Source organism: Hymenobacter canadensis (assembly GCF_027359925.1).
In the GTDB taxonomy this organism is placed as follows: Bacteria; Bacteroidota; Bacteroidia; order Cytophagales; family Hymenobacteraceae; genus Hymenobacter; species Hymenobacter canadensis.
Map to the genome: position 1 here is coordinate 4,443,580 of NZ_CP114767.1, position 23,177 is coordinate 4,466,756.

The 23,177-nt window shown below is 62.0% G+C and carries 22 protein-coding genes; 13 read left to right on the plus strand and 9 right to left on the minus strand.

The annotated features are described in order from the left end of the window. The first annotated feature begins 22 nt into the window (after positions 1-22). The 3 genes from O3303_RS19020 to O3303_RS19030 all read left to right on the plus strand — a co-directional run bounded on the left by O3303_RS19020 (position 23) and on the right by O3303_RS19030 (position 3,179). Complete coding sequence (locus tag O3303_RS19020) at positions 23-1,162, plus strand: trans-sulfuration enzyme family protein (protein ID WP_269559946.1); 1,140 nt, start codon at positions 23-25, stop codon at positions 1,160-1,162. Between the two features lie 492 nt (positions 1,163-1,654). Beyond that, positions 1,655-2,107: a DUF2147 domain-containing protein gene (locus O3303_RS19025; RefSeq protein ID WP_269559947.1), complete on the plus strand. Its 453-nt coding sequence runs from the start codon at positions 1,655-1,657 to the stop codon at positions 2,105-2,107. 4 nt (positions 2,108-2,111) lie between these two features. Then, positions 2,112-3,179 (plus strand): DUF6268 family outer membrane beta-barrel protein, encoded by a 1,068-nt coding sequence (locus O3303_RS19030; protein ID WP_269559948.1) that lies wholly within the window; start codon positions 2,112-2,114, stop codon positions 3,177-3,179. 137 nt (positions 3,180-3,316) lie between these two features. Here the strand turns inward: O3303_RS19030 and O3303_RS19035 are convergent, their stop codons facing one another. The 3 genes from O3303_RS19035 to O3303_RS19045 all read right to left on the minus strand — a co-directional run bounded on the left by O3303_RS19035 (position 3,317) and on the right by O3303_RS19045 (position 5,931). Continuing rightward, positions 3,317-4,474: a DegT/DnrJ/EryC1/StrS family aminotransferase gene (locus O3303_RS19035; protein ID WP_269559949.1), complete on the minus strand. Its 1,158-nt coding sequence runs from the start codon at positions 4,472-4,474 to the stop codon at positions 3,317-3,319. Between the two features lie 129 nt (positions 4,475-4,603). Next, positions 4,604-5,293, minus strand: a complete 690-nt coding sequence (locus O3303_RS19040) for an acetyltransferase (protein WP_269559950.1) — start codon at positions 5,291-5,293, stop codon at positions 4,604-4,606. Positions 5,294-5,301: 8 nt separating this feature from the next. Next, positions 5,302-5,931, minus strand: a complete 630-nt coding sequence (locus tag O3303_RS19045; RefSeq protein ID WP_269559951.1) for a sugar transferase — start codon at positions 5,929-5,931, stop codon at positions 5,302-5,304. 162 nt (positions 5,932-6,093) lie between these two features. Here O3303_RS19045 and ispE point away from each other — a divergent pair, with 162 nt between their 5' ends. Then, positions 6,094-6,915, plus strand: coding sequence for a 4-(cytidine 5'-diphospho)-2-C-methyl-D-erythritol kinase (gene ispE, locus O3303_RS19050; RefSeq protein WP_269559952.1), 822 nt, complete (start codon positions 6,094-6,096; stop codon positions 6,913-6,915). A 53-nt stretch (positions 6,916-6,968) separates the two neighbouring features. On the opposite strand, the gene O3303_RS19055 is transcribed toward ispE, so the two are convergent. From O3303_RS19055 to tgt, 3 genes are all read right to left on the minus strand, one after another. Further along, positions 6,969-7,907 carry a DMT family transporter gene (locus O3303_RS19055; RefSeq protein WP_269559953.1) on the minus strand — a complete coding sequence of 313 codons (939 nt, stop codon included), beginning with the start codon at positions 7,905-7,907 and terminating at the stop codon, positions 6,969-6,971. 108 nt (positions 7,908-8,015) lie between these two features. Continuing rightward, positions 8,016-9,092 (minus strand): LptF/LptG family permease, encoded by a 1,077-nt coding sequence (locus O3303_RS19060; protein WP_269559954.1) that lies wholly within the window; start codon positions 9,090-9,092, stop codon positions 8,016-8,018. A gap of 236 nt (positions 9,093-9,328) precedes the next feature. Continuing rightward, positions 9,329-10,459: a tRNA guanosine(34) transglycosylase Tgt gene (gene tgt / locus O3303_RS19065; protein ID WP_269559955.1), complete on the minus strand. Its 1,131-nt coding sequence runs from the start codon at positions 10,457-10,459 to the stop codon at positions 9,329-9,331. A gap of 171 nt (positions 10,460-10,630) precedes the next feature. Between tgt and O3303_RS19070 the strand changes: the two genes are divergently transcribed. The 3 genes from O3303_RS19070 to rsmG all read left to right on the plus strand — a co-directional run bounded on the left by O3303_RS19070 (position 10,631) and on the right by rsmG (position 13,147). Further along, entirely contained in the window at positions 10,631-11,752 is a 1,122-nt protein-coding gene (locus tag O3303_RS19070; RefSeq protein ID WP_269559956.1) for a glycosyltransferase, read from the plus strand. Then, positions 11,743-12,360 (plus strand): RNA polymerase sigma factor, encoded by a 618-nt coding sequence (locus O3303_RS19075; RefSeq protein ID WP_269559957.1) that lies wholly within the window; start codon positions 11,743-11,745, stop codon positions 12,358-12,360. The genes O3303_RS19070 and O3303_RS19075 overlap by 10 nt, the downstream gene beginning before the upstream one ends. 160 nt (positions 12,361-12,520) lie before the next feature. After that, the gene (gene rsmG, locus O3303_RS19080; RefSeq protein ID WP_269559958.1) at positions 12,521-13,147 is read left to right on the plus strand and encodes a 16S rRNA (guanine(527)-N(7))-methyltransferase RsmG; all 627 of its coding nucleotides are present in this window, start codon (positions 12,521-12,523) and stop codon (positions 13,145-13,147) included. A gap of 4 nt (positions 13,148-13,151) precedes the next feature. On the opposite strand, the gene O3303_RS19085 is transcribed toward rsmG, so the two are convergent. After that, complete coding sequence (locus O3303_RS19085; RefSeq protein WP_269559959.1) at positions 13,152-14,135, minus strand: YheT family hydrolase; 984 nt, start codon at positions 14,133-14,135, stop codon at positions 13,152-13,154. Positions 14,136-14,400: 265 nt separating this feature from the next. Between O3303_RS19085 and rpsT the strand changes: the two genes are divergently transcribed. Both rpsT and O3303_RS19095 read left to right on the plus strand, forming a co-directional pair. Next, on the plus strand, positions 14,401-14,658 hold the full coding sequence (gene rpsT / locus O3303_RS19090) for a 30S ribosomal protein S20 (RefSeq protein ID WP_044013973.1): 258 nt from the start codon (positions 14,401-14,403) through the stop codon (positions 14,656-14,658). Between the two features lie 126 nt (positions 14,659-14,784). Next, the gene (locus O3303_RS19095) at positions 14,785-16,281 is read left to right on the plus strand and encodes a T9SS type A sorting domain-containing protein (protein ID WP_269559960.1); all 1,497 of its coding nucleotides are present in this window, start codon (positions 14,785-14,787) and stop codon (positions 16,279-16,281) included. Positions 16,282-16,488: 207 nt separating this feature from the next. Here the strand turns inward: O3303_RS19095 and pyk are convergent, their stop codons facing one another. After that, the gene (gene pyk, locus O3303_RS19100) at positions 16,489-17,928 is read right to left on the minus strand and encodes a pyruvate kinase (protein WP_269559961.1); all 1,440 of its coding nucleotides are present in this window, start codon (positions 17,926-17,928) and stop codon (positions 16,489-16,491) included. A gap of 104 nt (positions 17,929-18,032) precedes the next feature. Next, positions 18,033-18,461 carry an IPExxxVDY family protein gene (locus O3303_RS19105; RefSeq protein WP_269559962.1) on the minus strand — a complete coding sequence of 143 codons (429 nt, stop codon included), beginning with the start codon at positions 18,459-18,461 and terminating at the stop codon, positions 18,033-18,035. Between the two features lie 161 nt (positions 18,462-18,622). Between O3303_RS19105 and O3303_RS19110 the strand changes: the two genes are divergently transcribed. The 4 genes from O3303_RS19110 to nadE all read left to right on the plus strand — a co-directional run bounded on the left by O3303_RS19110 (position 18,623) and on the right by nadE (position 23,143). Continuing rightward, entirely contained in the window at positions 18,623-18,859 is a 237-nt protein-coding gene (locus O3303_RS19110; RefSeq protein WP_019948606.1) for an acyl carrier protein, read from the plus strand. Positions 18,860-19,048: 189 nt separating this feature from the next. Beyond that, positions 19,049-20,299 (plus strand): beta-ketoacyl-ACP synthase II, encoded by a 1,251-nt coding sequence (gene fabF, locus O3303_RS19115; RefSeq protein ID WP_269559963.1) that lies wholly within the window; start codon positions 19,049-19,051, stop codon positions 20,297-20,299. 122 nt (positions 20,300-20,421) lie between these two features. Then, positions 20,422-21,045 carry a ribonuclease III gene (gene rnc, locus O3303_RS19120; RefSeq protein ID WP_269559964.1) on the plus strand — a complete coding sequence of 208 codons (624 nt, stop codon included), beginning with the start codon at positions 20,422-20,424 and terminating at the stop codon, positions 21,043-21,045. A gap of 163 nt (positions 21,046-21,208) precedes the next feature. Further along, positions 21,209-23,143, plus strand: a complete 1,935-nt coding sequence (gene nadE / locus O3303_RS19125; protein ID WP_269559965.1) for an NAD(+) synthase — start codon at positions 21,209-21,211, stop codon at positions 23,141-23,143. The last annotated feature ends 34 nt before the right edge of the window (positions 23,144-23,177 follow it).

Genomic DNA, 23,177 nt, shown 5'->3' on the forward strand with positions numbered 1-23,177 from the left:
TTTTCCGCCCACTCTCCCGCCCATGCACATCCACCCCAAAATCACCCCGATTTACCAGACCTCCGTCTTCAAGTTTGAAGACCTCAACGAGCTGGAGCTGTACTTCGGGGAGCCCGGCAGCCGCTACCTGTACTCGCGCAACGGCAACCCCAACTCCGACGAGCTGGCCGAGGCCGTGACGCACCTGGAAGGCGGCGCCGGGGCGGTGGCCACGGGCTCGGGTATGGCGGCCATCTTCGCGGCTCTGATGACCTACTGTACGGCCGGCGACCATGTACTGTGTGCGGCCGACATCTACGGCGGCTCGGCCGCGCTGCTCAACCAGGAGCTGGACCGGCTGGGCATTGCCGTCAGCTACGTGCCTTTCGACGACCTGACCACCAATCTGGCCACGTACACACAGCCCCGCACCCGGCTGCTGCTTTGCGAAACCATCAGCAACCCGCTGTTGCGCGTGGTGGATCTGCGTGCCGCGGCCGCGGCCGCCCATGCGCTGGGTTTGAAGCTGGTGGTGGACAATACGTTTGCCTCGCCGGTGCTTACGCAGCCCTTTGGGTACGGCGCCGACCTGGTGATGCACAGCGTTACGAAGTATCTGGCGGGCCACTCCGACGTGACGGCCGGGGTGGTAGTGGCGCGCACTCCTGAGGATGCCGCCCGCCTGCGGCAAATCGGGACGCTGTTTGGGCTCACGCTGAGCCCCATGGAAAGCTGGCTGGCCGTGCGTGGTATCAAGACGCTGCGGCTGCGGATGGAAGCGCACAGCCGCAATGCCCAGGCCGTAGCCGAGCTGCTGGCGCAGCATCCGGCGGTGCAGGAGGTGTTTTATCCGGGGCTGGCGCAGCACCCGCAGCAGGCGTTGGCGCGGGAGCAGGGGGCGGGCCGATTCGGGGGCATGGTTTCGTTCCGGCTGCTGGACGACAGCACCGACGCCGTGAGCCGCTTCATGCGGGCCAGCCAGCGGTTCCCGTTCGCACCGTCCTTGGCCGGCGTCGACTCGTCGCTGTCGTATCCGGCGGGCACCTCGCACCGGGCACTTACCGAACAGCAGCGGCAGGAGCTGGGCATTACGGCTGGTTTGGTGCGCCTGAGCGTGGGCATCGAGCCCGTGGAAGAACTGCTGGTCGACCTGCATCAGGCGCTGGAAGCTACGGTAGTTTAATACTGCCTGCCGGGAGCTTGTACTGGCAGGCTGACGTTTTGTGCTGGGTGTACTGCCGTTTGAACTTTATATACCGCCAATCTGGGCTTTGTGCTGATTTCAGGCGCGGTGGTGGCAGGCAAAGGCGTCGCGGATGATTTCCGCAATGCGCTGCAGGTCGGCTTCGGTAAGGGCCGAACCGGAAGGAAGGTACAACCCGCCGGTAAATAAACTGGCAATGACCTTACCGCCGAATATGCGCCCGCCGACAAAGAGCGGCCAAATTTGGCGGCTTCCAGAGCGGCCGGCTCCCGCTGCCCGGTGCTGCGCGCTTTCGGGTGCGGCCGTATCGCCCGGCTTCCTGTTGGCAGCAGTGCCTGAGAGAGAAGATTAAAATAGCGTTATAATAATATTAAAAGGAGATTAACATTATTATGATTCTGTTTTATTACTTCTATTTGGAAAATCATTGCTCCTCTTTTCTCCTCTCACCCTCTTTTTTCAGTACCTATTATGAAGCTGATCAAACAAAGCCTGCTCACTTTACTGCTTGTTGTGCTGACGGCGGCCGCCGCCCTGGCAGATAACCCCGACGCCGTACTGGGCGTGTGGAAAAACGGGGAAGGAACGGGTATGATTCAGATCTACAAAAGCGGCGACAAGTACTTCGGCCGTATTGTGTGGCTGAAAGTGCTCAACAACCCCGACGGCACGCCCCGCACCGACGTCAACAACCCCACCGAATCGGCCCGCACCAAGCCTTTGCGCGGCCTGGTGAACATGCGCGACTTCAAGTACGTTGGGGAAAATAAGTGGGAGGGCGGCCAGATCTACGACCCCAAAAACGGCAGCGACTATTCCTGCGAGATGGCCCTGACCGACCCGAACACGCTGGAAGTGCGTGGCTACATCGGGGTGTCGCTCTTCGGCCGGACCGACGTGTGGAAGCGGCAGGTAAAGAAGTAGCCTCATGCAGCATCTCTCCCGTTTCCTGCTTCCCGGCGCCCTTCTGGCGCTGAGCACGGTGCTGGCCGCGCCGGCCTGGGCCCAGGACCTGCCCACCGCCCCCGCCGACTCGCTGGGGCTGGACGATTTCAGCAGCTTCGGCAATGCCGACGCCACCGCCAACCGCCCCTACGCCAGCCAGAAAGTACTGCTGCAAAGCCCCACCAAGCTGATTTCGGTGGGCTACGAGGCGCAGCTGCCCTTTGATCTGACGTCGATCGGCCCTTTGACAAATACTACCGGCGGTCCTCAAAAGGTTACCGAGCAGGTGGACCGCTTCGCAGGCCTGCGCCTGGGCTTTAATGCCCCGGTGATATCCAATTCCAGCCTGATTCTAAACCTGGGCCTCACGTACTGGAATACCGGCGTGCGGGTAGCCAACGCCGAGCGTATACCGCTGTTTCGGCGTCTGGAAGACGGGCTGCGCTCCACGGGTTTCAACGCCACGGTGTTTCGGCCGCTCAACGACAAGAACTTCCTGCTGGTGCAGGGCAACGTCGACCTGAACGGTACCTACCGCAACTTCGACGCCATCAGCACCAAGGCCCTGACCTACAGCGGCACGGCCATCTACGGCTGGAAACCCAGCGAATCGTATATGTGGGGCCTGGGCCTGACGCGCACCTACCGGGCCGGGCAGCTGCTGCACATTCCGGTGGTGTACTACTTCCGCACCTTCAACCCGAAGTGGGGCGTGGAGGCCATCTTCCCGGCCCGCGTGAACGTGCGGCGCAGCTTCGGGGCCAACTCGCTGCTCATGCTCGGCTACGAGCTGGAAGGCAACGCCTACTACCTAGGCCCCGTGAACGGCCAGGACGTGTACCTGCGGCGCGGCGAGTTGAAGCCGCGCATCACCTACGAGCGCCAGCTGGCGGGCTTCGTGTGGCTGTCGGCGCAGGCGGGTTTCCGCTACAACTACCGCTTCGATGCCTTCAGCAAGCAGAACCCCAGCGGCGACAACGACCCGCTGTATGAAAACGAGCTGGGCAACCCGTTGTACTTCAACCTGAGCCTCAACCTGGTTAGCCCCTGACAGGTGGTGTGCTGGCCGGTCTGCCTTTTCCGGCGGCCGGGCTCCACTTTCCTGCTCAAAGCTGCTCCCGGGCCGCGCCTGCTGCAACAGGCGCGGCCCGTTTGCGTTTGGCGGCCACCGGCAGCGGGCAGGGGCTGTCAGGCGTGGTGGTGGCAGGCAAAGGCGTCGCGGATGGTTTCCGCAATGCGCTGCAGGTCGGCTTCGGTAAGGGCCGAGCCCGAAGGGAGGCATAAGCCGTGGGTAAATAAATCGGCACAAACCTCACCGCCGAACATGGGCACACCAGCAAAGAGCGGCTGCAGGTGCAGCGGCTTCCACAGCGGCCGGCTCTCGATGTTGCGGGCTTCCAGGTGCTGCCGCAGCAGCTCCGGCGTGACGGTGGTTTGGGTGGGGTCGAGTAGCACGCAGGTCAGCCAGCGGTTGGCGCGGCCTCCGGTGGGCTCGGCGGGCCCGAATGACAGGCCCGGCAGGTCGGCCAGATGCTTCTGGTACCAGCTGAATATCTCGCGGCGCTTTTTCACCCGGTCATCCAGCAGCCCCATCTGGCCGCGCCCGATGCCGGCCAGCAGGTTGCTGAGGCGGTAGTTGTAGCCCAGCTCGGAGTGCTGGTAGTGCGGGGCATCGTCCTTGGCCTGGGTAGCCCAGAAGCGGGCCTTTTTGTCCCAGTCGGCGTTGTTGGTGACGAGGGCGCCGCCGCCGCTGGTGGTCAGGATCTTGTTGCCGTTGAAGGAGAAAACGCCCACTGCCCCGAAGGTGCCCAGCGGCTGGCCGTCGTAGCGGGCGCCCAGGGCTTCGGCGGCATCTTCCAGTATCGGAATGTCAAATTCGGCAGCTATAGCCAGGATTTCGCGCAGCTGACACGGCATGCCATACAGGTGCACGATGATGAGGGCTTTGGGGCGGCGGCCCTGCCGGAGGCTGGCCTCGATGGCCTCGCGCAGCCGCTGCGGGCACAGGTTCCAGGTGGTGGCTTCGCTGTCGATGAACACCGGCGTGGCCCCGAGGTAGCTGATGGGGTTGGCGGTGGCCACAAACGTAAACGATGGGCACAGCACCGTATCGCCGGGGCCGACGCCCAGCAGCCGCAGACCCAGGTGAATGGCGGCCGTGCCCGAGGTGAGGGCCACGCAGTGCGCCGCGCCCGTAAACTCGCAGATGTCGCGCTCAAATCCATCCAGGTTGGGGCCGGCCGGGGCCACCCAGTTGTCTTCGATGGCCTTGTGCAGGTAGTTCAGCTCGTGGCGGCCGAGGTGGGGCGGGGAAAGGTAAATTCGGTCGTAATCCTGGCTGCGCATCGGAGAAAGTATAGCTCAGGCTCTGGCCTAAACTGTAAGCGGGGAAACACGAAAACAGGGCCGGCAGGCCGCCATTCTCAGGTAGTGGAATAAGTGCCTGTAGCAGGAGGTAAACGGCAACGGGCGGGGTTATGCTACATGCTGTTTGATAATTTGAGCCGGCACGCCCACGGCCGTACAGTGGGCCGGCAGGTCGCGGATGGCTACGGCGCCCGCGCCCAGGATGGTGCCCGCCCCAATTTTTACCTGGTGGAGGACGGTGGCGTTGGTGCCGAGGTAGACGCCCGCGCCCAAGTGGGCTTCGCCGCCCACGTTGACGTGCGGCATCAGCGAGCAGCCATCTTCCAGCACGGCGTCGTGGCCGATGGTGCAGCCCAGGTTGAGCAGCACGTGGCGGCCCAGCGTGATGTCGCAGGTGAGAATGCAGCCCTGGCTGATGATGCAGCCGGCCCCGATCCGGAGCTGCTGGTACGGGGCGCACGCCACGCCGGGGTGAATAAGGGTGGGGAAGGAGAGGTTGGGGGATGTGAGGCGGGCTACTACGGCGGCCCGGCTGCTGCTGCTGCCCACGGCCACGGCCACGTGCAGCGGCCCGGGCGTGGCGTTGAGGTCGGCGGCGGTGCCGAGGTAGGGCAGGCCGTGCAGGGCGGTGGCGGCGGTGATGGGCGCGTCATCATAAAATCCCAGAACATGCCAGGTGGGCGCGGCGGCATTGATCTGGTGAACCAGCATCAGTACTTCGCGCCCCAGCCCGCCCGCGCCAAAAATAACGAGCGGGGCCAGCGGCGCAGCAGAAGCAGGGGAGGCAGAAACGGGCATGGCGTGCATCAAACAGTAGAAGAGCCCCGGAAGGCTTCGGTGGTAGCCTGGCCGGCTGCCGTGATGCCGTGGGCCCCCAGCACGCGGCCTACGGTACGCAGCAGAATCCGCAGGTCGAGGCGCAGGCTGAGGTTATCGACGTACCAGACGTCGTAGAGAAATTTCTGTTCCCAGCTGATGGCGTTGCGCCCGTTTACTTGCGCCCAGCCCGTAATTCCGGGCCTCACCTCGTGGCGGCGGGCCTGCGTGGCGGAGTACAGCGGCAGGTACTCGGGCAGCAGCGGCCGGGGGCCGATCAGGCTAATGTGGCCGCGCAGCACGTTCCACAGCTGGGGCAGCTCATCGAGGCTAGTGGCGCGCACCCAGCGGCCCAGGCGCGGCAGGCGCGCGGCATCGGGCAGCAGCTGGCCGTGGGCGTCGCGGGTGGAGGTCATGGTCTGGAGCTTGTAGAGCGTGAACAGGTGCCCGTGCCGGCCCGGTCGCGCCTGCCGAAACAGCCACGGCCCGCCGTTCTGGACGGCCAGCGCCAGCGCCACGGGCAGCAGCAGCGGCAGTGCCAGCAGCAGCAGCGGTCCGGCCAGTGCTACATCCAGCAGGCGCTTGCCCCAGCGGCGGTACCAGGTAGCAGCGGTAGACATACGCGGGCGGCGGTGGAAGTGGTTTGGGAAACGGCTCTGGTCGGGGCCGGCCACGGCTCAGCGCAGCTAACGAAAAAACGGCGGGGCCAATGGCGGTTGCGACGCAAAAAATGCCGGCCGCTGCGGCGGCCGCATCCGCAAAGCTAGCACTACATTTGCGCCATGCTCGTTTTTCCGAACGCCAAACTCAACCTGGGCCTGTACATCACCAGCCAGCGGCCCGACGGCTTCCGCAACCTCGAATCGGTGTTTGTGCCGCTGCCGTGGGCCGATGCGCTGGAGGTGCTGCCCGCCCCGGCCGGCGCCGACACGGCCCTGACGCTCACCGGCCTGCCCATCCCCAGCGACCCGGCCACCAACCTCTGCGTGCGGGCCTACGAGCTGCTGCAGGCCGATTTCGACCTGCCGCCCGTGCAGCTGCACCTGCATAAGGTGGTGCCCATTGGGGCCGGGCTGGGCGGCGGCTCGGCCGATGCCGCGTTTGCGCTGCGGGCCCTCAACGAGCAATTTACGCTGAACCTGTCCGCCGAAACCCTGGAAAGCTACGCCCGCCGGCTGGGCTCCGACTGCGCCTTTTTTATTCGCAACAAACCGGTTTTTGCCTACGAGAAAGGCGACGTATTTGAGCCCGTTTCGCTGGACCTGACCGGCATGGCCTGCCTGGTGGTGTACCCCGGCCTGCACATCAGCACCGCCGAAGCGTACAGCCGCGTGCAGCCCCGCAACCCGCGCCACGACCTGCGCACGGCCCTCAGCCAGCCCCTCAACACATGGCGCGACACCGTCAGCAACGACTTCGAGGACGCGTTGACGCCTTTTTATCCCGTTCTGGCTAACATCAAGCAGCAGCTTTATGACGCTGGTGCGGTGTACGCCAGTCTCTCCGGCTCCGGCTCGGCGGTGTACGGCCTGTTTCCGGGCCTGGAGCTGCCGCCGCAACTGGAGCTGCCGACGGAGTATCAGGTGTGGCGGGGGCGGCTGTAATACAGCAGTAGCGCGAACTACAAAGTTCGCGCTACTATCGTGCTACCGTCGGGCTACTTGCCCACCAACACCTCGGCGGCTTCAGCTTTACGCTGGCGGCGCTTCATCCACTGGTCGAGGACGGGGTGGATGAGCACGCTGAGCAGGATGACCACGGTGCCCAGGTAGAAGCCGGTGGATAGCTTTTCCTGACCGAAGCCGGGGATGCGCAGCGTGTACATGAGCACGGCCAGCAGAATGCCATACACCGGCTCCAGGTTGATGGTCAGGTTCACGACGAAGGCCGAAATGCGCTTCATCAGCTCTACCGATGCGGAAAACGCATACACCGTGCACACGCCGGCCAGCAGCAGCAGCCACAGCCAGTCGAGGCCCTGCAGGCCCAGCTGCAGCCCCCGGCCGTCGGTGAAATAGTGGCTGTACACAGGCATAAACAGCACGATGCTCAGGCAGGCGCCGGTCATTTCATACAGCGTAAGCTGAAACGGCGTGTGGCGCTTCACCAACTGGGAGTTGAGCACGCTGAACAGGGCCGACAGCCCCGCCGACACAATAGCCACCAGCAAGCCAGCCATCTGGTCCAGCTCGGCCTGCGACACCAAGTACAGGCCTGCCATCGTGAGCAGGCCCAAACCCACTTCATACGGGCGCACCCGCCGCCACAGCACCAGCGGCTCCAGCAGCGAGGTCCACAGCGCCAGCGTGGCCAGCCCGGCCAGGCACACACTCACCGATGACAGGCGGGCGGCCAGGAAAAACGTAATCCAGTGGGCGGCCACCAGCACCCCGATGCCCAGCATCTTCAGCGCCTCGCGGCCGGCCACGTGCCAGGGCTGGCGGCGCGCCACCAGCAGCACCGCCAGCCCCGAGGCGGCCAGCAGCGTACGCCAGAACACCAGCTCCACCGGCGGCACCGATATCAGCTTGCCCAGAATGGCCGTAAAGCCCCAAAGCAGGACGATAAAATGCAGGCGGAGGTAGTCTTTCAGCATGGAGTAACTGAGTAAGGGAGTAGCTGAGTAAAATCGAGTAATTGAGCAGCTGAGTAAGCTTTTCCAGCAAGGAGTCCTTACTCAGCTACTCCCTTACTCAGTTACTCTTTAACGTGGCACCACGCGGTAGAGCACCAGCCCGATGCCGGTGAAAACGATGCTTGGAATCCAGGCGGCCAGCAGCGGCGAAAGGGAGCCGACCTGCGCGAAGTTGCGGCTCAGAATCACGAAGATGATGAACACAAAGGCCAGCACGAAGCCCAGCGCAATCTGCCCGCCCACGCCGGCGCGGCTCTTGCGGGCGCTCATAATCACGCCGATGATGGTGAGGATGAAGATGGCGTAGGGGTAGGCGTACCGCTCGTATTTCTCACTCAGGTACACCTGCGTGTCGTCGGAGCCGCGGTCTATTTTCTGCTGAATGTAGCGGTTCAGTTCGGGCAGCGTCATGGTTTCGCTCAGGCGGTAGGTGCTGGCGAAGTCCTTGGGGAAGAGGTTGAGCGTGGTGTCGCGGGCCGGCAACGACAGCAGCACCTCCTTCTGGCCCCGGAACGTGCGCACCAGCTGCGGCGAGAGGCGCCAGGCCCGCTTGGTAGAGTCCCAGGTGATGGCCTCGGCCGTCATGCGGCGCTTGAGCAGCGTGCCCTCAATGGTTTCGAGCGCAAACTTGTAGCCGATGTTGTTGACGTTGTCGTAGCTTTCCATGAAGGCGTAGCTGCTGGGCCCGATCTTCATGTGCACGTCGCGCCCCTTGAAGCGGTAGGGATTCTTAACGTACTTGCGCTCAAACTCCACCCGCGTCTTGTTGGCGTACGGAATGATCCAGCCGGTGAGGGCAACGGTGGCGACGCCCAGCACGAAGCTGCCCATCAGGTAGGGCACCAGCAGCCGCTTGAAGCTCACGCCCGACGACAGAATGGCCACGATTTCGGTACGCGCCGCCAGCTGCGCCGTCACGAACACCACCGCAATAAACACGGTGATGGGGGAGAGCAGGTTGGCGTAATACGGAAACAGGTTCACGTAATACTCCGTGATGATCTGCCACGCGCCCAAGTTGTGCTGAATGAAATTGTCGTTCTTCTCTGTGAAGTCAATCACGCAAATCACCATCACCAGCACCAGCACCGTGAAGAAGAAGGCCGTGAGGAATTTCTGGAGAATGTATTTATCGAGAATTCGCATAAATCGCTGATTCGCGCTGATTAACCGTGATTTAGCTGATTTTGGAAGTTGAAATATCGATTCGCAAAATCAGCGAAAATGCAGGAATCGACAAGGGCAGGAAGAAAGCTCGCTGTTGCAGTAATTCAACTGTCAAAAGGTGAAAATCAGTGAAATCACGATTAATCAGCGCGAATCAGCGATTGTCGAAAGGTGGGAATCAGCGAAATCACGGTTAATCAGCGCGAATCAGCGATTTACAGCCGCGTCATCACCTGCTTCACCATCTTCTCCTTCCACTCGCGGAAGGTGCCGGCCAGGATCTGCTCCCGGGCCTGCTTCACCAGCCACAGGTAGAAGCTCAGGTTGTGGATGGAGGCCAGCTGCGGCCCCAGCATTTCCTTGCTCTGGAACAGGTGCCGCAGGTAGCTGCGCGAGTAAAACGTGCTGACGTGGCCACCGAGTTCGGCGTCAATCGGCTCGAAATCCAGCGCCCACTTCTTGTTGGTCACGTTCATGATGCCCTGGGTGGTGAACAGCATGCCGTTGCGGGCGTTGCGGGTCGGCATCACGCAGTCGAACATATCCACGCCCAACGCAATGTTCTCCAGAATATTGGCCGGCGTGCCCACGCCCATCAGGTAGCGCGGCTTGTCCTTGGGCAGAATGTCGCAGACGATTTCGGTCATTTCGTACATCATCTCGGCCGGCTCGCCCACGCTCAGCCCGCCGATGGCGTTGCCCTCGCGCCCCTGCTCGGCAATGAACTCGGCCGAGCGCACGCGCAGGTCCTTGAACGTGGAGCCCTGCACAATCGGGAACAGGGTCTGCTGGTAGCCGTAGTGGCCTTCGGTGCTGTCGAAGCGGGCAATGCAGCGCTTCAGCCAGCGGTGGGTCATGTCGAGGGAGCGGGCCGCGTAGTCGTACTCGCAGGGCCAGGGCGTGCACTCGTCGAAGGCCATGATGATGTCGGCCCCGATGGTGCGCTGAATATCCATCACGCCCTCGGGCGAGAACAAATGCTGCGAGCCGTCGATGTGGGAGCGGAACTTCACGCCTTCCTCCTTGATCTTGCGCGTGCCGCTGAGCGAGTACACTTGGTAGCCGCCCGAGTCGGTGAGAATGGGCCGGTCCCAGCCGTTGAACTTGTGCAGGCCGCCGGCCTTGCTGAGCACCTCTAGGCCGGGGCGCAGGTAGAGGTGGTAGGTGTTGCCAAGGATGATCTGGGCCTGCACCTCGTCCTTGAGGTCGCGCTGCTGCACGGCCTTCACGGTGCCGACCGTCCCGACGGGCATGAAAATGGGCGTTTCGATGGCGCCGTGGGCCGTGTGCACCACCCCGGCGCGGGCTTTGGTGTGCGGGTCTTGCGTTACTAAGTCGAAAGTCATGGTGGGGCAGTAGCCGGTGGTCGGTTGCTGGTGGTCAATTGTCAGATAGTCCTTGCTATGATCGGAAGAACAAACTGCCAACTGACAACGAGCAACTGCCAACTGATTATGCGTGCAAAGGTACTCGGCCCATCCCGAATGCCTACTTTTGCGGGCTAATTCCCACGCTGCGTGTTGCCCGTTCATTTCTCCCCGGCCCTTTGGCTGCTGCTGGCCACGGTGCTGGTGCAGCTCTACTACGCCGCCTACTACTTCTGGCCCTTCGCCACCCGCCCGCCCGAGCCCACCGAGGCCGGGGCCGAGCCGGTTTCGGTGCTGGTGTGCGCCCATAACGAGCTGGAAAACCTGCGCCGCCTGCTGCCGCTGCTGCTCCGGCAAGAGTATCCCGCCGGCTTGGAAATCGTGCTCATCGACGACCGGTCGGAGGACGATACTTACCTCTACGCCCAGCAGCTCAGCCAGTACTACCCCAACTTCCGCCTCGTCACCATCGGCCGCACGCCCGACGGCCTGTCGCCCAAAAAATACGCCCTCACGCTGGGAATCAAGTCGGCCCGCTACCCGCAGCTGCTCTTCACCGATGCCGACTGCATTCCGGCCACCAACCAGTGGGTGCAGCACTTGGCCGCCGGCTTCCGGCAGCCCGCCGATATGGTGCTGGGCTACTCGGCCTACGCCGCCGAGCCCGGTTTTCTCAACAAGCTGGTGCGGTTTGAAACCCTGCTGACCGGCGCGCAGTACCTCTCGTTTGCGTGGCGCGGCCAGCCCTACATGGGCGTGGGGCGCAACCTGGCCTATACCCGCGGGGTCTTTGCCACAACTAAGGGCTTTGCTTCCCACATCCGCAGCCTGTCCGGCGACGACGACCTGCTGGTGCAGGATGCCGTGGCGCGGGGTGCGCGCGTGGCAGTGGTGGCCGAGCCGGTGGCCCACACGCTCAGCGAACCCGCCACCACCTGGGGCGGCTGGTGGCGGCAGAAACGGCGGCATCTGTCGGCCGGCCGCAGCTACCGTCTGGCCGACCGGCTGCGGTTGGGAAACTTTATCGGAAGCAATCTGCTTTTCTACGCGGTTAGTTTAGGGTTGCTGTTTTCCCAGCCCGATTGGATACCTTTGGCCGGCCTCTGGGTGGTACGCACCGGCCTGGTGTGCGCCACCTACCAGCGTCTGAGCCGGCGCCTCGATGACCCATTGCCGGTGGCGCTGCTGCCGGTGTTAGACGTTGTCTACTTTTTTTATTATCTCGCTTTAGGAATGTCGCTGTTCCTCTACCGCAACCTCCGATGGAAGTAAATAATCAGGAAAAACAATTCTCTGCCAAAGCCAAGCACGACTTCAAGCTGATCCGCGCCGCCGTGGAAAACAGCGACGAAAAGGCGTACGCTGAGCTGATGCAGATTTACAAGAAGCCGGTGTACCACGTGGTGCTGAAGATGGTGCGCAACCCCGACGACGCCGACGACCTTACCATCGAAGCCTTCGCCAAGGCCTTCCGCAACCTGCACAAGTTCAACCCCGAGTTTGCCTTCAGCACTTGGCTGTTTCGCATCGCCACCAACAACTGCATTGATTTTATCCGCAAGAATAAAATCAAAACGATGTCCATCGACTCGGCCATCAAGATTGACAACGGCGACGAAATCACCATCGACTTCCGCGACCAGAACCTGAACCCGCAGGAGACGACCATCAAAAACCAGAAGATCGAAATCATGCAGCACGTGGTGTCCCGGCTGCCTGATAAGTATCAGCGCCTCGTGACGCTGCGCTACTTCGATGAGCTGAGCTACGAGGAAATTGCCCAGGAGCTGAAAGCGCCCCTTGGCACCGTGAAAGCCCAGCTGCACCGCGCCCGCGAGCTGCTTTATGACATGGTGAAAAATAAAAAGGAAATCATATAAGTAAAAAAAGCCCCGCAAGGGGCTTTTTTTATCCCGTCATTCTGAGCTTGCGAAGGATCTTATCACGTCTGCATTGCCGCTGACCGAGTCAGTTCAACGTGATAAGGTCTTTCGCAAGCTCAGGATGACAGATGCCGTCGGTGTTTACCTTTGCCCCACTATGCACATGCTTCCCCACTACTTCCCGCACCTCACCGACCACCAGCGCCAGCTGTTCAGCCAGCTCGATACCGAGTTTCGCGGCTGGAACGAGCGGCTTAACCTGGTAGCCCGCACCGACGTCGATAACCTGGCCGAGCGGCATTTTCTGCACTCGCTGGGCATTGCCAAGGTGGTGGAGTTTGTACCGGGCTCGTCGGTGCTGGATGTGGGTACGGGCGGCGGCCTGCCCGGTTTGCCGCTGGCCATTCTGTTTCCGGAGGTGAAGTTTCATCTGGTCGACAGCATCGGCAAGAAGATTCATGCCGTGCAGGAAATGGCCCGCGACCTGGGCCTCACCAACGTCACGGCCGAGCAGACCCGCGCCGAGCAGCTGCGCCCCAAATACGACTACGTGGTGAGCCGCGCCGTGGCGCGCCTAGCCACCTTCCACACTTGGATTGCGCACCGCTACAAGCCCCAGCACGAAGCCGCGTCCAACAGTGGCCTCTACTACCTCAAAGGTGGCGACCTGACCGAGGAAATCGACGAATCGGGTCTGAAGGCCACCATCCACAACCTGAGCGACTTCTACACCGAGGATTTCTTCGAAACTAAGAAGGTAGTGTTCGTGCCATCCGGCCGCTAAAAAGTCAGGCCGGCACGGCGGCCGTCAGGAACTCCACGGCGCGGCGCTCGGAATAGTACGCGCCGTCCGGCGTGCCTTCGCCGAAGCCCACGTGGCCGCCGTCGGAGGGCGTTTCCAGGAACACGAACTCGCTGCGGGCGGCCGCGTCGCGCGGGAAGCAGGTAGGCGGCAGAAACGGGTCGTTTTCGGCATTCACGAGCAGTGTCGGGATGCGGATGCCGCTCAGGTAGCGGCCGGAGCTGGCGTGCTCGTAATAGTCCTCCGCCGACTTGAAGCCGTGCATCGGTGCCGTAAATCGGTCGTCGAATTGTGGGAAATCCAGGAGCTGGTCGAGGTCGGTGAGGTCAATCTGGTCGGGCAGCAGGGCCGCCTTCTGGCGCATCTTTCCGCGCAGTGTTTTCAGAAAGCGGTTGAGGTACACCCGGTTTTCGAGGCGGCCGATGTGATAGGAGCTGGCCCTGAGGTCGGTAGGAACCGAAAACACGGCGGCGCGCTCCACCTCGTCCGGCACCCGCGCCGGGTTTTCGCCCAGGTATTTGAGCGTGACATTGCCGCCGGCTGAAAAGCCAGTCAGGAAGATGCGCTGGTAGCGGGGCGTGGCCAGGGCGTGGCGCACCACAAAGTCGAGGTCGTCGGTGTCACCGAGGTGGTAGGAGCGGAGCAGGCGGTTCATTTCGCCGCTGCAGCTGCGGTAGTTCCAGGCCAGCGCGTCGAAGCCGGCCTGGTTAAGGGCTCGCACCATGCCGCGCACATACGGCCGCGAGGCGTCGCCCTCCAGCCCGTGCGACACGATGCAGAGCGTATCGGCCGGGGCATGCGGCTGCCGCGACCAGTCGAGGTCGAGAAAGTCGCCGTCGGCCGTTTCCACCCGCTCGCGCTGGTAGTGTACCTCCGGCACCTCGCGCCACAGGCTGGGCACAATGGTTTGCAGGTGGCCGTTGAACATATAGAACGGCGGCTGATAGCGGGAGTCGGCAACGAGTGGCATGGGCGAGGGCGGCTAACTAGGGTGCGGTGTGGTTGGTAGGATGCCCGGCAGATCTGTATAGAATTTAGTGCTTCTGGCGCGATTGTCAACCCTGTTTTACAAATAAAGTTCGGCATGCCTACTGCTCAGGTAAGCAAGTCCCGCGAGATTATTCGGCGTCCGAGGCGCAAATTCCGGGCGGTCTGTTTGCACTTTCCATCCAAACCCTTACCTTTGCCCACCCAATCCGAATTGAAACCGAGCAGAACGTTCATTTCTCCTACACATGGCAAATCATAAGTCAGCCCTCAAGCGCATCCGTTCCAACGAAGCTAAGCGCGTGCTGAACCGTTACCAGGCAAAATCTACCCGCACAGCTGTTAAGAAGCTGCGCGCCACCACCGATGCTTCGGCTGCTCAGGAGCTGCTGAAGAAAGTATCGTCGATGCTGGACCGCCTGGCCAAAAAGAACATCATCCACAAGAACAAAGCCGCCAACAATAAGTCGAAGCTGGCTAAGTTCGTGAAGTCGCTGGCCGCCTAAGCAGCACCAGTAACTTTCTGCTCTTTTGATAGAGAAGGCCCCGTGCGCAAGCGCGGGGCCTTCTCGTGTTTCGGGCGCATAGTTTATTTCCTATCTTTTGGCAGTCATATCTTTTCCTAGCGCTATATGAAACATCTGTACCAATTATTGCTGCTCTTGAGCAGCCTCACAGCCTTGCCCGCCACCGCCCAGAACTGGCGCCCTTTCCGGCCCAACGGCGACGTGCACGCCTTCCGCGGTACCTCTGCGGACACCGTCCTGACCCTGCGACTCGACTCAGCCGGCGTGCACGGCACCGACTCGGTGTACTACTTCAACCGCATCATGCGGCGCACCGGCAGCTTTGCCTGGCAGAAGGCTCGCAACAACCAATTCGGGCAGCAGCTGCGCTACACGCCCGCCACGCGCACCTACGTGCTGTTCTGGGACGGCGGCCCCGATACCGGCCTGAGTCTCAGTTACGCTTTGGTATTGAAGCCGTTTGCCCGCGTTGGTGATACGTGGAGCAGCTTTTTCACCGATTATGGCTTAACCACCACGCTGGTGTCACGCGGCACGATGATGCTTGATGGTGTGCAGGATTCCGTAGCCACTTTTCGGGCCGGCAATAATCCCGGCGTGCTGGTGGTATTGAGCAAAAACAACGGGCTGGTATCGGGACCGGCTGATTTGCGGTTTGGGGTGCCAGCGGCCCGGCAGCTCACCCTGGCCCGCCGCCCCGCACCCGCCGGCCTCAGCTACTACAACCCGCTCACGCTGCTGAATCTGCAGCTAGGCGACGAGCTGGGGTACCAGTACACGCAGTTCACCAGCAATCCAATCGGGTGCGGCAGCGGCAACGTACTGCGCCGCATACTCATGCGTCAGCTCACGGCCGACAGTCTGACCTACATCTGCCAGGAGCAAAGCCGAACGGTGTATAGTGGCGCGCCGGGCTGCGTTCCTGCCAGTACTACCGTTTCGCCCGTATCGCGGGTGCGCATGTCGGCCTCACTGCGCACCGGGCAGTGGCGTGGCAGCAGCAGCGACCGGCTGAGTCCGTTGCGCGCCCCGTTGCTGTCCTACGCTTACCAGCAGTTGCCTTTTAATGCGGTGCTCATGGGCTATCCGGTGGTCAGCAACCGGCCGGGCGGCGCCTGTAGCGGGCCCGCGGCGTTGCAGACAGAAGTGCTGTACAACCGCACCGGTATTGGCTATACGCCAGGGCTGGATGCCCTGAATCAGCAAACCCTGAGCGCACCGGGCGTGGGCTTCGTGCGTGATTTGGAATACCAGCTCACCTATACCCGCCGTACCAGCAGCGGCACCCTGCAGACCTGCGGCTCCCGCACCGATTTCGCCACGCTGCTGCCTACCAGAGCGGCGCGGGCGGCGGCCACGTTCCAGCTCTATCCTAACCCCGCGGGCAGCAGCGCCACGCTCACGCTGGCCGGCCCGGCTCGCACCGCCACCACCGTGCGCCTGCTCGACGCGCTGGGGCGCACGGCCGGCACCTGGCCACTGGCCGCCGGCCAAACCGCCATGGTGCTGCCCCTGCAGGCCCTGGCGGCCGGCATGTACGTAGTGGAGGTACAGGCCATCGGCGAGCGGCCGCAGCACCTGCGCCTGCAGTTGGAAAAGTAGCATAGGCTTCAGCCTGTGCCGTGCGGGAGTAGTGAGTGCCGAGTATTTAGTATGGAGTATCGAGATGCTTGATGATTGCCTTAATACTCGGTACTGAGTACTCGGTACTCCATACTGAGCACTAAAACCAAAAGCCCGCCGGAAGCTATTCCGGCGGGCTTTTTCGTGTGTTGTGCGGCACAGGCTAAAGCCTGTGCTACATCAGCGTTAGGCTACGCTTACTTTCACCATGTTGGTCTTGCCTTTCTCGTTGATGGGCATGGAGGCGGTGTTGATGAATACGTCGCCTTTGTTGAGGTTGCCGGTGGCGGTCAGGGCGTACTTGATGTCCGAAACCGAGCTGTCGGTGCTCACCATTCGGTCGTAATAGAAGCCGCGCACACCCCAGATCAGGCTCAGGGTTGTGAGCAAAGAGCGGTTGTCGGTGAAGATGAAGATGTTGGCCTTGGGGCGGTATTTGGCAATCTGGAAAGCCGTATAGCCGCGGTGCGTCATGCCGGTAATGGCTTTGGCGCCCGTGTTCTTGGCCAGGTGGCAGGCCGCCGACAGCACGCTGTCGACCATGAACGTCGGCGACTCGGGCGAGATAGGGTGCCAGCGGTGATACAGCGACTCGCGGCGGGTTTCCACGCTCAGAATCGTGCCCACCATCGAGCGGATTACCTCGGCCGGATACGCGCCCACGGCCGTTTCCGCCGACAGCATCACGGCATCGGCCCCATCGAGGACGGCGTTGGCCACGTCGCTGGTTTCGGCCCGGGTGGGGCGGGGGGCCGTAATCATGCTTTCCATCATCTGCGTGGCCACAATCACCGGCTTGCCGGCAATGTTGCACTTCTCCACAATCAGCTTCTGGGCCATCGGCACCTCTTCCATCTTCACCTCCACGCCCAGGTCGCCGCGGGCTACCATCACGGCGTCGGCAATGGCAATGATTTCGTCGAGGTTTTTGAGGCCTTCCGGCGTCTCAATCTTGGCAATCACGCGGGCCGATTTGCCGCTCTCCGCAATCAGGCCCTTGATGAAGCGGATGTCTTCGGCGCGGCGCGCAAACGACAGCGCCACCCAATCCACGTCGTTTGCCAGCCCGAATTTCAGGTCCTCGATGTCCTTCTCGGTCATGCTCGGAGCCGACACTTCGGAGTCGGGCAGGTTGATGCCTTTGCGGGGCTTCACGAGGCCGCCGTAAATCACTTCCACGTCCACCTCTTTGTCGCGGTCGGTGGCCAGCACGCGCAGCTCAATCTTGCCGTCGTCGATGAGGATCATGTCGCCGGGCTTCACGTCGCGGGCCAGGCCCAGGTAGATGGTGCTCAGGCGGGTAGCCGTGGTGATTTCCTTTTCGCCGCACACCAGCTTGATCTTGTCGCCGGCCTTGATTTCCACGGCGCCGCCTTCCACTTCGCCGAGGCGAATTTTGGGGCCCTGCAGGTCCTGGAGCAGGCCCACATTGGTGCGCATGTCTTTGTTGAGGCGGCGCACCGTGTTGATAACCGACAGGTGGTCTTCGTGGCTGCCGTGCGAGAAATTGAGGCGGAATACGTCCACGCCTTCGCGCATGAGCATGCCTAGTTTCTCGTAGGTGTTGGAGGCCGGTCCAACCGTGGCTACGATTTTAGTTTTATTAAAATGAGGCAGAGGTTCCATAGAAGGGGGCACCAAGCTCCAGCTTGGCGAGTCGGCGCACGACAGTGGCTAGGTGAAACAAGTAGCTCAGAAGGCCCGCCAGGCTGGAGCCGGGCGTTGTAAACTCAAAAGAGCAGATTTTCTTTAAACTTCAACGAATTCGGGTCGAATTGGCAGGCGTACTGCACCACGGGCAGCGTAGTGAGCTCGGCTAGCAGTGCCTCGGCGGCGAGCTGGCCGCTGCCGTTATTCACCTGAATCAGGTAATCGTATTCCTTGACATCGGGCGCCAGAAACGGCTTTTTCAGCACCGAGGGGTCGATGGAGCGGTTGCGTAGCAGGCGTAGGGTGAGGTGCTCAGTGGCGTGCAGGTAGTTGCTGATAACCAGCCGGCCCTGGTGAAGCAGGTCGTAAATCAGGTCCTGCTGCTTGACTAGGCGCAGGCGCAGCGCCTGGTTGAGCTGCCAAGCCAGCGTGTGCTCCCGGCTCGATGAAACGACCCCGAACAGGTCGAAGTCGCACTCATATTCTACGTCCAGCGTGAGGGTTTTCATAGACAGGTGCCGAAGCGGTGATGCGCAAAAGTACACATCCCCTTATCCGAAACGAACCACCCTGGCCAGAATCTTGTGCCCGGAAGAATCGGGGGGCAGGTTTGAAAATGTTAGGGAAGATGATGTTATTTGTGGCGAGTTTTCTCTAAACCCCCACGGAAATGTCTGAAATTGCAGAAAAAGTAAAAGCCATCATCATCGACAAACTGGGCGTAGAAGCGTCGGAAGTAACTCCGGAGGCCTCTTTCACCAACGACCTGGGTGCCGACTCGCTCGACACGGTGGAGCTGATCATGGAGTTTGAAAAAGAATTCAATGTGTCTATCCCCGACGACCAGGCCGAAAACATCGGCACCGTGGGCCAGGCTATCAGCTACCTCGAAGAGCACGCTAAGTAATTAAGCAGTAGTGAGTATACAGTATGGCGTATTTAGTTGGTGATGCCTGCCTTTGGGGCAGCCCGGCACTCCGGATGACTACCTACTAACTACTCGATACTCACTACTTCCTTCGGTTTTTTGTGCATTCCGGCCGGCCTGCCGCCGGCCGTTTTGCTTTCCCCCTTTTTCGTAATCTCTGCCCCGCCTATGGCTTTTCGGAGAGTTGTCGTTACTGGCCTGGGCGCCATCACGCCGCTGGGTAGCACCGTTCCTGCTTACTGGGAAGGGCTGCGCCAAGGCATCAGCGGTGCCGCGCCCATCACCCGTTTCGACGCCAGCAAGTTCAAGACCCGCTTCGCCTGCGAAGTGAAGAACTACAGTCCGGATGACTACTTCCCCACCAAGGAAGGTCGGAAAATGGACTTGTTCACGCAATTTGCCGTTATCGCCAGCGACGAAGCCATCAAGGATGCCGGCTTGCTCGAAGGAGTGAATAAGGACCGGGTGGGCGTTATCTGGGGTTCGGGCATTGGGGGGCTGAAAACCTTCCAGGACGAGTGCTTCAACTTCGCTAAAGGCGACGGCACGCCGCGCTACAACCCGTTCTTCATCCCCAAAATGATTGCCGACAGCTCGTCAGGCAACATTTCCATCAAAAACGGCTTCCGCGGGCCCAACTTCGTGACGACGTCGGCCTGCGCCTCGTCGTCGGATGCTATTGTGGCCGCCTACAATTACATCCGCCTCGGCATGGCCGACGTGGTGGTGACGGGCGGCTCGGAAGCGGCTATTACGGAGGCCGGAGTAGGGGGCTTCAATGCCCTCAAAGCCATGAGCGAGCGGAACGACGATGCCGAAACCGGCTCGCGCCCCTACGACAAAGACCGGGACGGTTTCGTGCTGGGCGAAGGCGCCGGGGCTCTGATTCTGGAAGCCTACGAGCACGCCCAGGCCCGCGGCGCCAAGATCTACGCCGAAATCATCGGCGGCGGTCTGTCGTCGGATGCCTACCACATCACGGCGCCCGACCCTACGGGCGAAGGCGTGGTACTGGTGATGCAGAACGCCTTGCGCGACGCTGGCATTCAGCCCGAAGATGTGGACTATATCAACACCCACGGCACCAGCACGCCCCTCGGCGACGGCGCCGAGGTGAAGGCCATTCAGAAGGTGTTCGGTGAGCACGCCTACAAGCTTAACATCAGCTCCACCAAGAGCATGACCGGCCATTTGCTGGGCGGTGCGGGCGGTATTGAGGCCGTGGCCAGCATTCTGGCCATTCAGCACGGCATCGTGCCCCCCACCATCAACCATTTCACCGACGACCCCGAACTGGACCCCAAGCTGAACTTCACGTTCAACAAGGCCCAGCCGCGCGAGGTGAAGGTGGCCATGAGCAACACCTTCGGCTTTGGCGGGCACAACACGTCGGTGGTGTTCCGCAAGTTTCAGGAGTAGCAGCCATGAGTGGCTTACCCTTGTTCGGGTTTTTTCGGCGGATGCTGGGCCATGATAAGGCCTTCCGTCAAGCAATTGCCACGGTAACCGGCCGCACGCCTCAAAACGTGCGGCTTTACCATTTGGCCTTTACCCATTCGTCGGTGGTGAAGCAGCAGGCCACGGCCGCTGGGCGCCACCAAAGCAACGAGCGACTGGAGTTTCTGGGGGATGCCGTGCTGGGCACAGTGGTGGCCGAATACCTGTTTCGGAAGTTTCCGTACGAGCAGGAAGGTTTCCTGACTGAGATGCGCAGCCGCATCGTGAACCGGGAAAGCCTTAACGCCCTGGCCCTCAAGTTGGGCCTTGATAAGCTGGTGCAGCTGGACCCCGGCCAGGGCCGCGCCGCCCGCTCGCGCTCCGTGAACGGCAACGCCCTGGAGGCGCTGGTGGGCGCCGTGTACCTCGACCAGGGCTACAAGGCGGCCCGTAAATTTGTGCTCAGCCGCCTCGTGAAGCCTTTTGTGGACGTGAAATCCCTCACCGAAACGACGGCCAACTTCAAGAGCAAGCTCATTGAGTGGGCCCAGCGCAACGGCAAAGCCATCCGCTACGACCTCAACGGTGAGGCCCGCCCCGGCGGCGTGATGGAGTTTACGGCCTCTGTGGTGCTCGACGACGAAGTGGTGGCTACCGGCATGGGCCTGAGTAAAAAGCAGGCCGAGCAGCTGGCCGCCGAGCGGGCGCTGGCAGCGCTGGGCGTGTAGGAACACTGTGTCCTCTGCGCAAAACACTGCGCCCTCTGCGGGCTACGTCGTTGTTACGATGGTAGCCCGCAGAGGGCGCAGTGTTTTGCGCAGAGGACGCAGTGTTTTGGCAACCCAATCCGGGGAAATAGAGTTGTTTTGCAGAAACCTACTGACCCCTCCCATGCGAATAGCCGGCGCCGCCCTCAACCAGATACCGTTTGACTGGACCCACAACCTGCGCACCATCCGCGAGGCCATCGAGCAGGCTAAAGCGGCTGGCGTGGAGCTGCTGTGTTTGCCGGAGCTGTGCCTCACCGGCTACGGCTGCGAAGACCTGTTTCTGAGTGAGTGGCTGCCTGAAGCCGCGCTAGCCCACCTGCAGCAGATCCGGCCCTGGACCGAGGGCATCTGCGTGGTGGTGGGGCTGCCCATTCGGCTCAACCAGCGCACCTACAACACGGCCGCCGTGCTGCGCGACGGGCAGATTCTGGGCTTTGCGGCCAAGCAGTTTCTGGCCAACGACGGCGTGCACTACGAGCCCCGCTTCTTTGCGCCCTGGCCGGCCGGCGAAACCACCGCCGTGCAGTGGGAAGGGGAGGAGTGGACGCTGGGCGACCTAACGTTTGAGCACCAGGGCGTGAAGTTCGGGTTTGAAATCTGCGAGGATGCGTGGCGGCCCAACGACGTGCGGCCCGCCTGCCGCCTGATGGGCCGCGTAGATCTGATTGTGAACCCCTCAGCCAGCCACTTCGCCATGAGCAAGACCGATGTGCGCTATCACCTCGTGACGGAGGCCTCGCGCACGTTCAATTGCACCTACCTCTACGCCAACCTGCTCGGCAACGAGGCCGGCCGCATCACCTACGACGGTGAGATTCTGGTGGCTCGCAATGGCCACCTGCTGCTGCGTAACCAGTTGCTCAGCTTCAAGGAAGTGGACATGGAATACGTGGACGTGGATTTCAGCGCGCCGCTGGCCCCGGCCGCCGACATAGCACCCCTGCCCGCTCCTGATGAGTACCGCGAGCTGAACCAGGCCCTGAGCCTGGCCCTGTTCGACTATTTGCGCAAGGCCCGCAGCCGGGGCTTCGTGCTGAGCCTCAGCGGCGGCGCCGACTCCTGCCTGTGCGCCGTGGCGGTGGCCGAAATGGTGCGCCTGGGCACGGCGGAGCTGGGTACGGCCGAGTTCATGCGCCGCGCCGGCTGCTTTACCGCGGAGGAAATAGCCCAGCTGGCCGGCTCCGTAACGGCCGTAGCCGACCAGGATGCGCCGGGCCCCAACGACGCCTCGGCGTCGACTCCAGACAACGAGCAACGCGCCGCGAACCGCGCAATCACGCGCCGTTTGCTCACCTGTGCCTACCAGGGCACCGTCAACTCCTCCGACGACACGTTCAACTCGGCGCAGGAGCTGGCGGAGTCTATCGGGGCCGTGTTTCACAACTGGGAAATTGACGCGGAAGTGAGCGGCTACGTGGGCAAGATCGAGCACGCGCTGGGCCGTGACCTGACCTGGCAGACCGATGACCTGGCGTTGCAGAACATTCAGGCGCGGGTGCGGGCCCCGGCCATCTGGCTGCTGGCCAACGTGCAGAACTGCCTGCTCATCACCACATCCAATCGCTCGGAGGCCAGCGTGGGCTACTGCACCATGGACGGCGACACGGCCGGCAGCATCTCGCCTATTGCGGGCGTCGACAAGGACTTCGTGAAAAAGTGGCTGCGCTGGGCCGAAACCGAGCTGAACTACCCGGCTTTGCGCCACGTGAACAGCCTGCAGCCCACCGCCGAGCTGCGCCCCCTCGAAGACAAGCAGACCGACGAGCGGGACCTGATGCCCTACGTGCTGCTCAACCGCATCGAGCGGCTGGCTTTCTACGACCGGCTGGCGCCCAAGCAGGTGCTGGCCACCCTGCGCCACGAAGACCCCGCCGCCGACCCCGAGCAGCTGAAAACCTACGTGAAGCGCTTCTACAGCCTCTGGAGCCGCAACCAATGGAAGCGCGAGCGGTACGCCCCCAGCTTCCACCTCGACGACTACAACGTAGATCCGCGCTCTTGGCTGCGCTTCCCCATCCTGAGCGGCGGCTATACCGAGGAGCTGAACGCACTATAGTGGTAGAGCGGTGCCTGGCTGCGCTGGGGTAAGG

Excerpts from the sequence above, each read along its gene's own strand:
- ispE (WP_269559952.1), top strand. The coding sequence starts at position 6,094 with ATGCTCGTTTTTCCGAACGCCAAACTCAACCTGGGCCTGTACATCACC.
- O3303_RS19025 (WP_269559947.1), top strand. The coding sequence starts at position 1,655 with ATGAAGCTGATCAAACAAAGCCTGCTCACTTTACTGCTTGTTGTGCTG.
- O3303_RS19035 (WP_269559949.1), bottom strand. The coding sequence starts at position 4,474 with ATGCGCAGCCAGGATTACGACCGAATTTACCTTTCCCCGCCCCACCTC.
- O3303_RS19095 (WP_269559960.1), top strand. The coding sequence starts at position 14,785 with ATGAAACATCTGTACCAATTATTGCTGCTCTTGAGCAGCCTCACAGCC.
- tgt (WP_269559955.1), bottom strand. The coding sequence starts at position 10,459 with ATGACTTTCGACTTAGTAACGCAAGACCCGCACACCAAAGCCCGCGCC.
- O3303_RS19055 (WP_269559953.1), bottom strand. The coding sequence starts at position 7,907 with ATGCTGAAAGACTACCTCCGCCTGCATTTTATCGTCCTGCTTTGGGGC.
- pyk (WP_269559961.1), bottom strand. The coding sequence starts at position 17,928 with ATGGAACCTCTGCCTCATTTTAATAAAACTAAAATCGTAGCCACGGTT.
- O3303_RS19045 (WP_269559951.1), bottom strand. The coding sequence starts at position 5,931 with ATGTCTACCGCTGCTACCTGGTACCGCCGCTGGGGCAAGCGCCTGCTG.
- O3303_RS19020 (WP_269559946.1), top strand. The coding sequence starts at position 23 with ATGCACATCCACCCCAAAATCACCCCGATTTACCAGACCTCCGTCTTC.
- O3303_RS19040 (WP_269559950.1), bottom strand. The coding sequence starts at position 5,293 with ATGCCCGTTTCTGCCTCCCCTGCTTCTGCTGCGCCGCTGGCCCCGCTC.
- O3303_RS19085 (WP_269559959.1), bottom strand. The coding sequence starts at position 14,135 with ATGCCACTCGTTGCCGACTCCCGCTATCAGCCGCCGTTCTATATGTTC.
- rsmG (WP_269559958.1), top strand. The coding sequence starts at position 12,521 with ATGCACATGCTTCCCCACTACTTCCCGCACCTCACCGACCACCAGCGC.
- nadE (WP_269559965.1), top strand. The coding sequence starts at position 21,209 with ATGCGAATAGCCGGCGCCGCCCTCAACCAGATACCGTTTGACTGGACC.
- O3303_RS19060 (WP_269559954.1), bottom strand. The coding sequence starts at position 9,092 with ATGCGAATTCTCGATAAATACATTCTCCAGAAATTCCTCACGGCCTTC.
- O3303_RS19105 (WP_269559962.1), bottom strand. The coding sequence starts at position 18,461 with ATGAAAACCCTCACGCTGGACGTAGAATATGAGTGCGACTTCGACCTG.
- O3303_RS19030 (WP_269559948.1), top strand. The coding sequence starts at position 2,112 with ATGCAGCATCTCTCCCGTTTCCTGCTTCCCGGCGCCCTTCTGGCGCTG.
- O3303_RS19075 (WP_269559957.1), top strand. The coding sequence starts at position 11,743 with ATGGAAGTAAATAATCAGGAAAAACAATTCTCTGCCAAAGCCAAGCAC.
- fabF (WP_269559963.1), top strand. The coding sequence starts at position 19,049 with ATGGCTTTTCGGAGAGTTGTCGTTACTGGCCTGGGCGCCATCACGCCG.
- O3303_RS19110 (WP_019948606.1), top strand. The coding sequence starts at position 18,623 with ATGTCTGAAATTGCAGAAAAAGTAAAAGCCATCATCATCGACAAACTG.
- rpsT (WP_044013973.1), top strand. The coding sequence starts at position 14,401 with ATGGCAAATCATAAGTCAGCCCTCAAGCGCATCCGTTCCAACGAAGCT.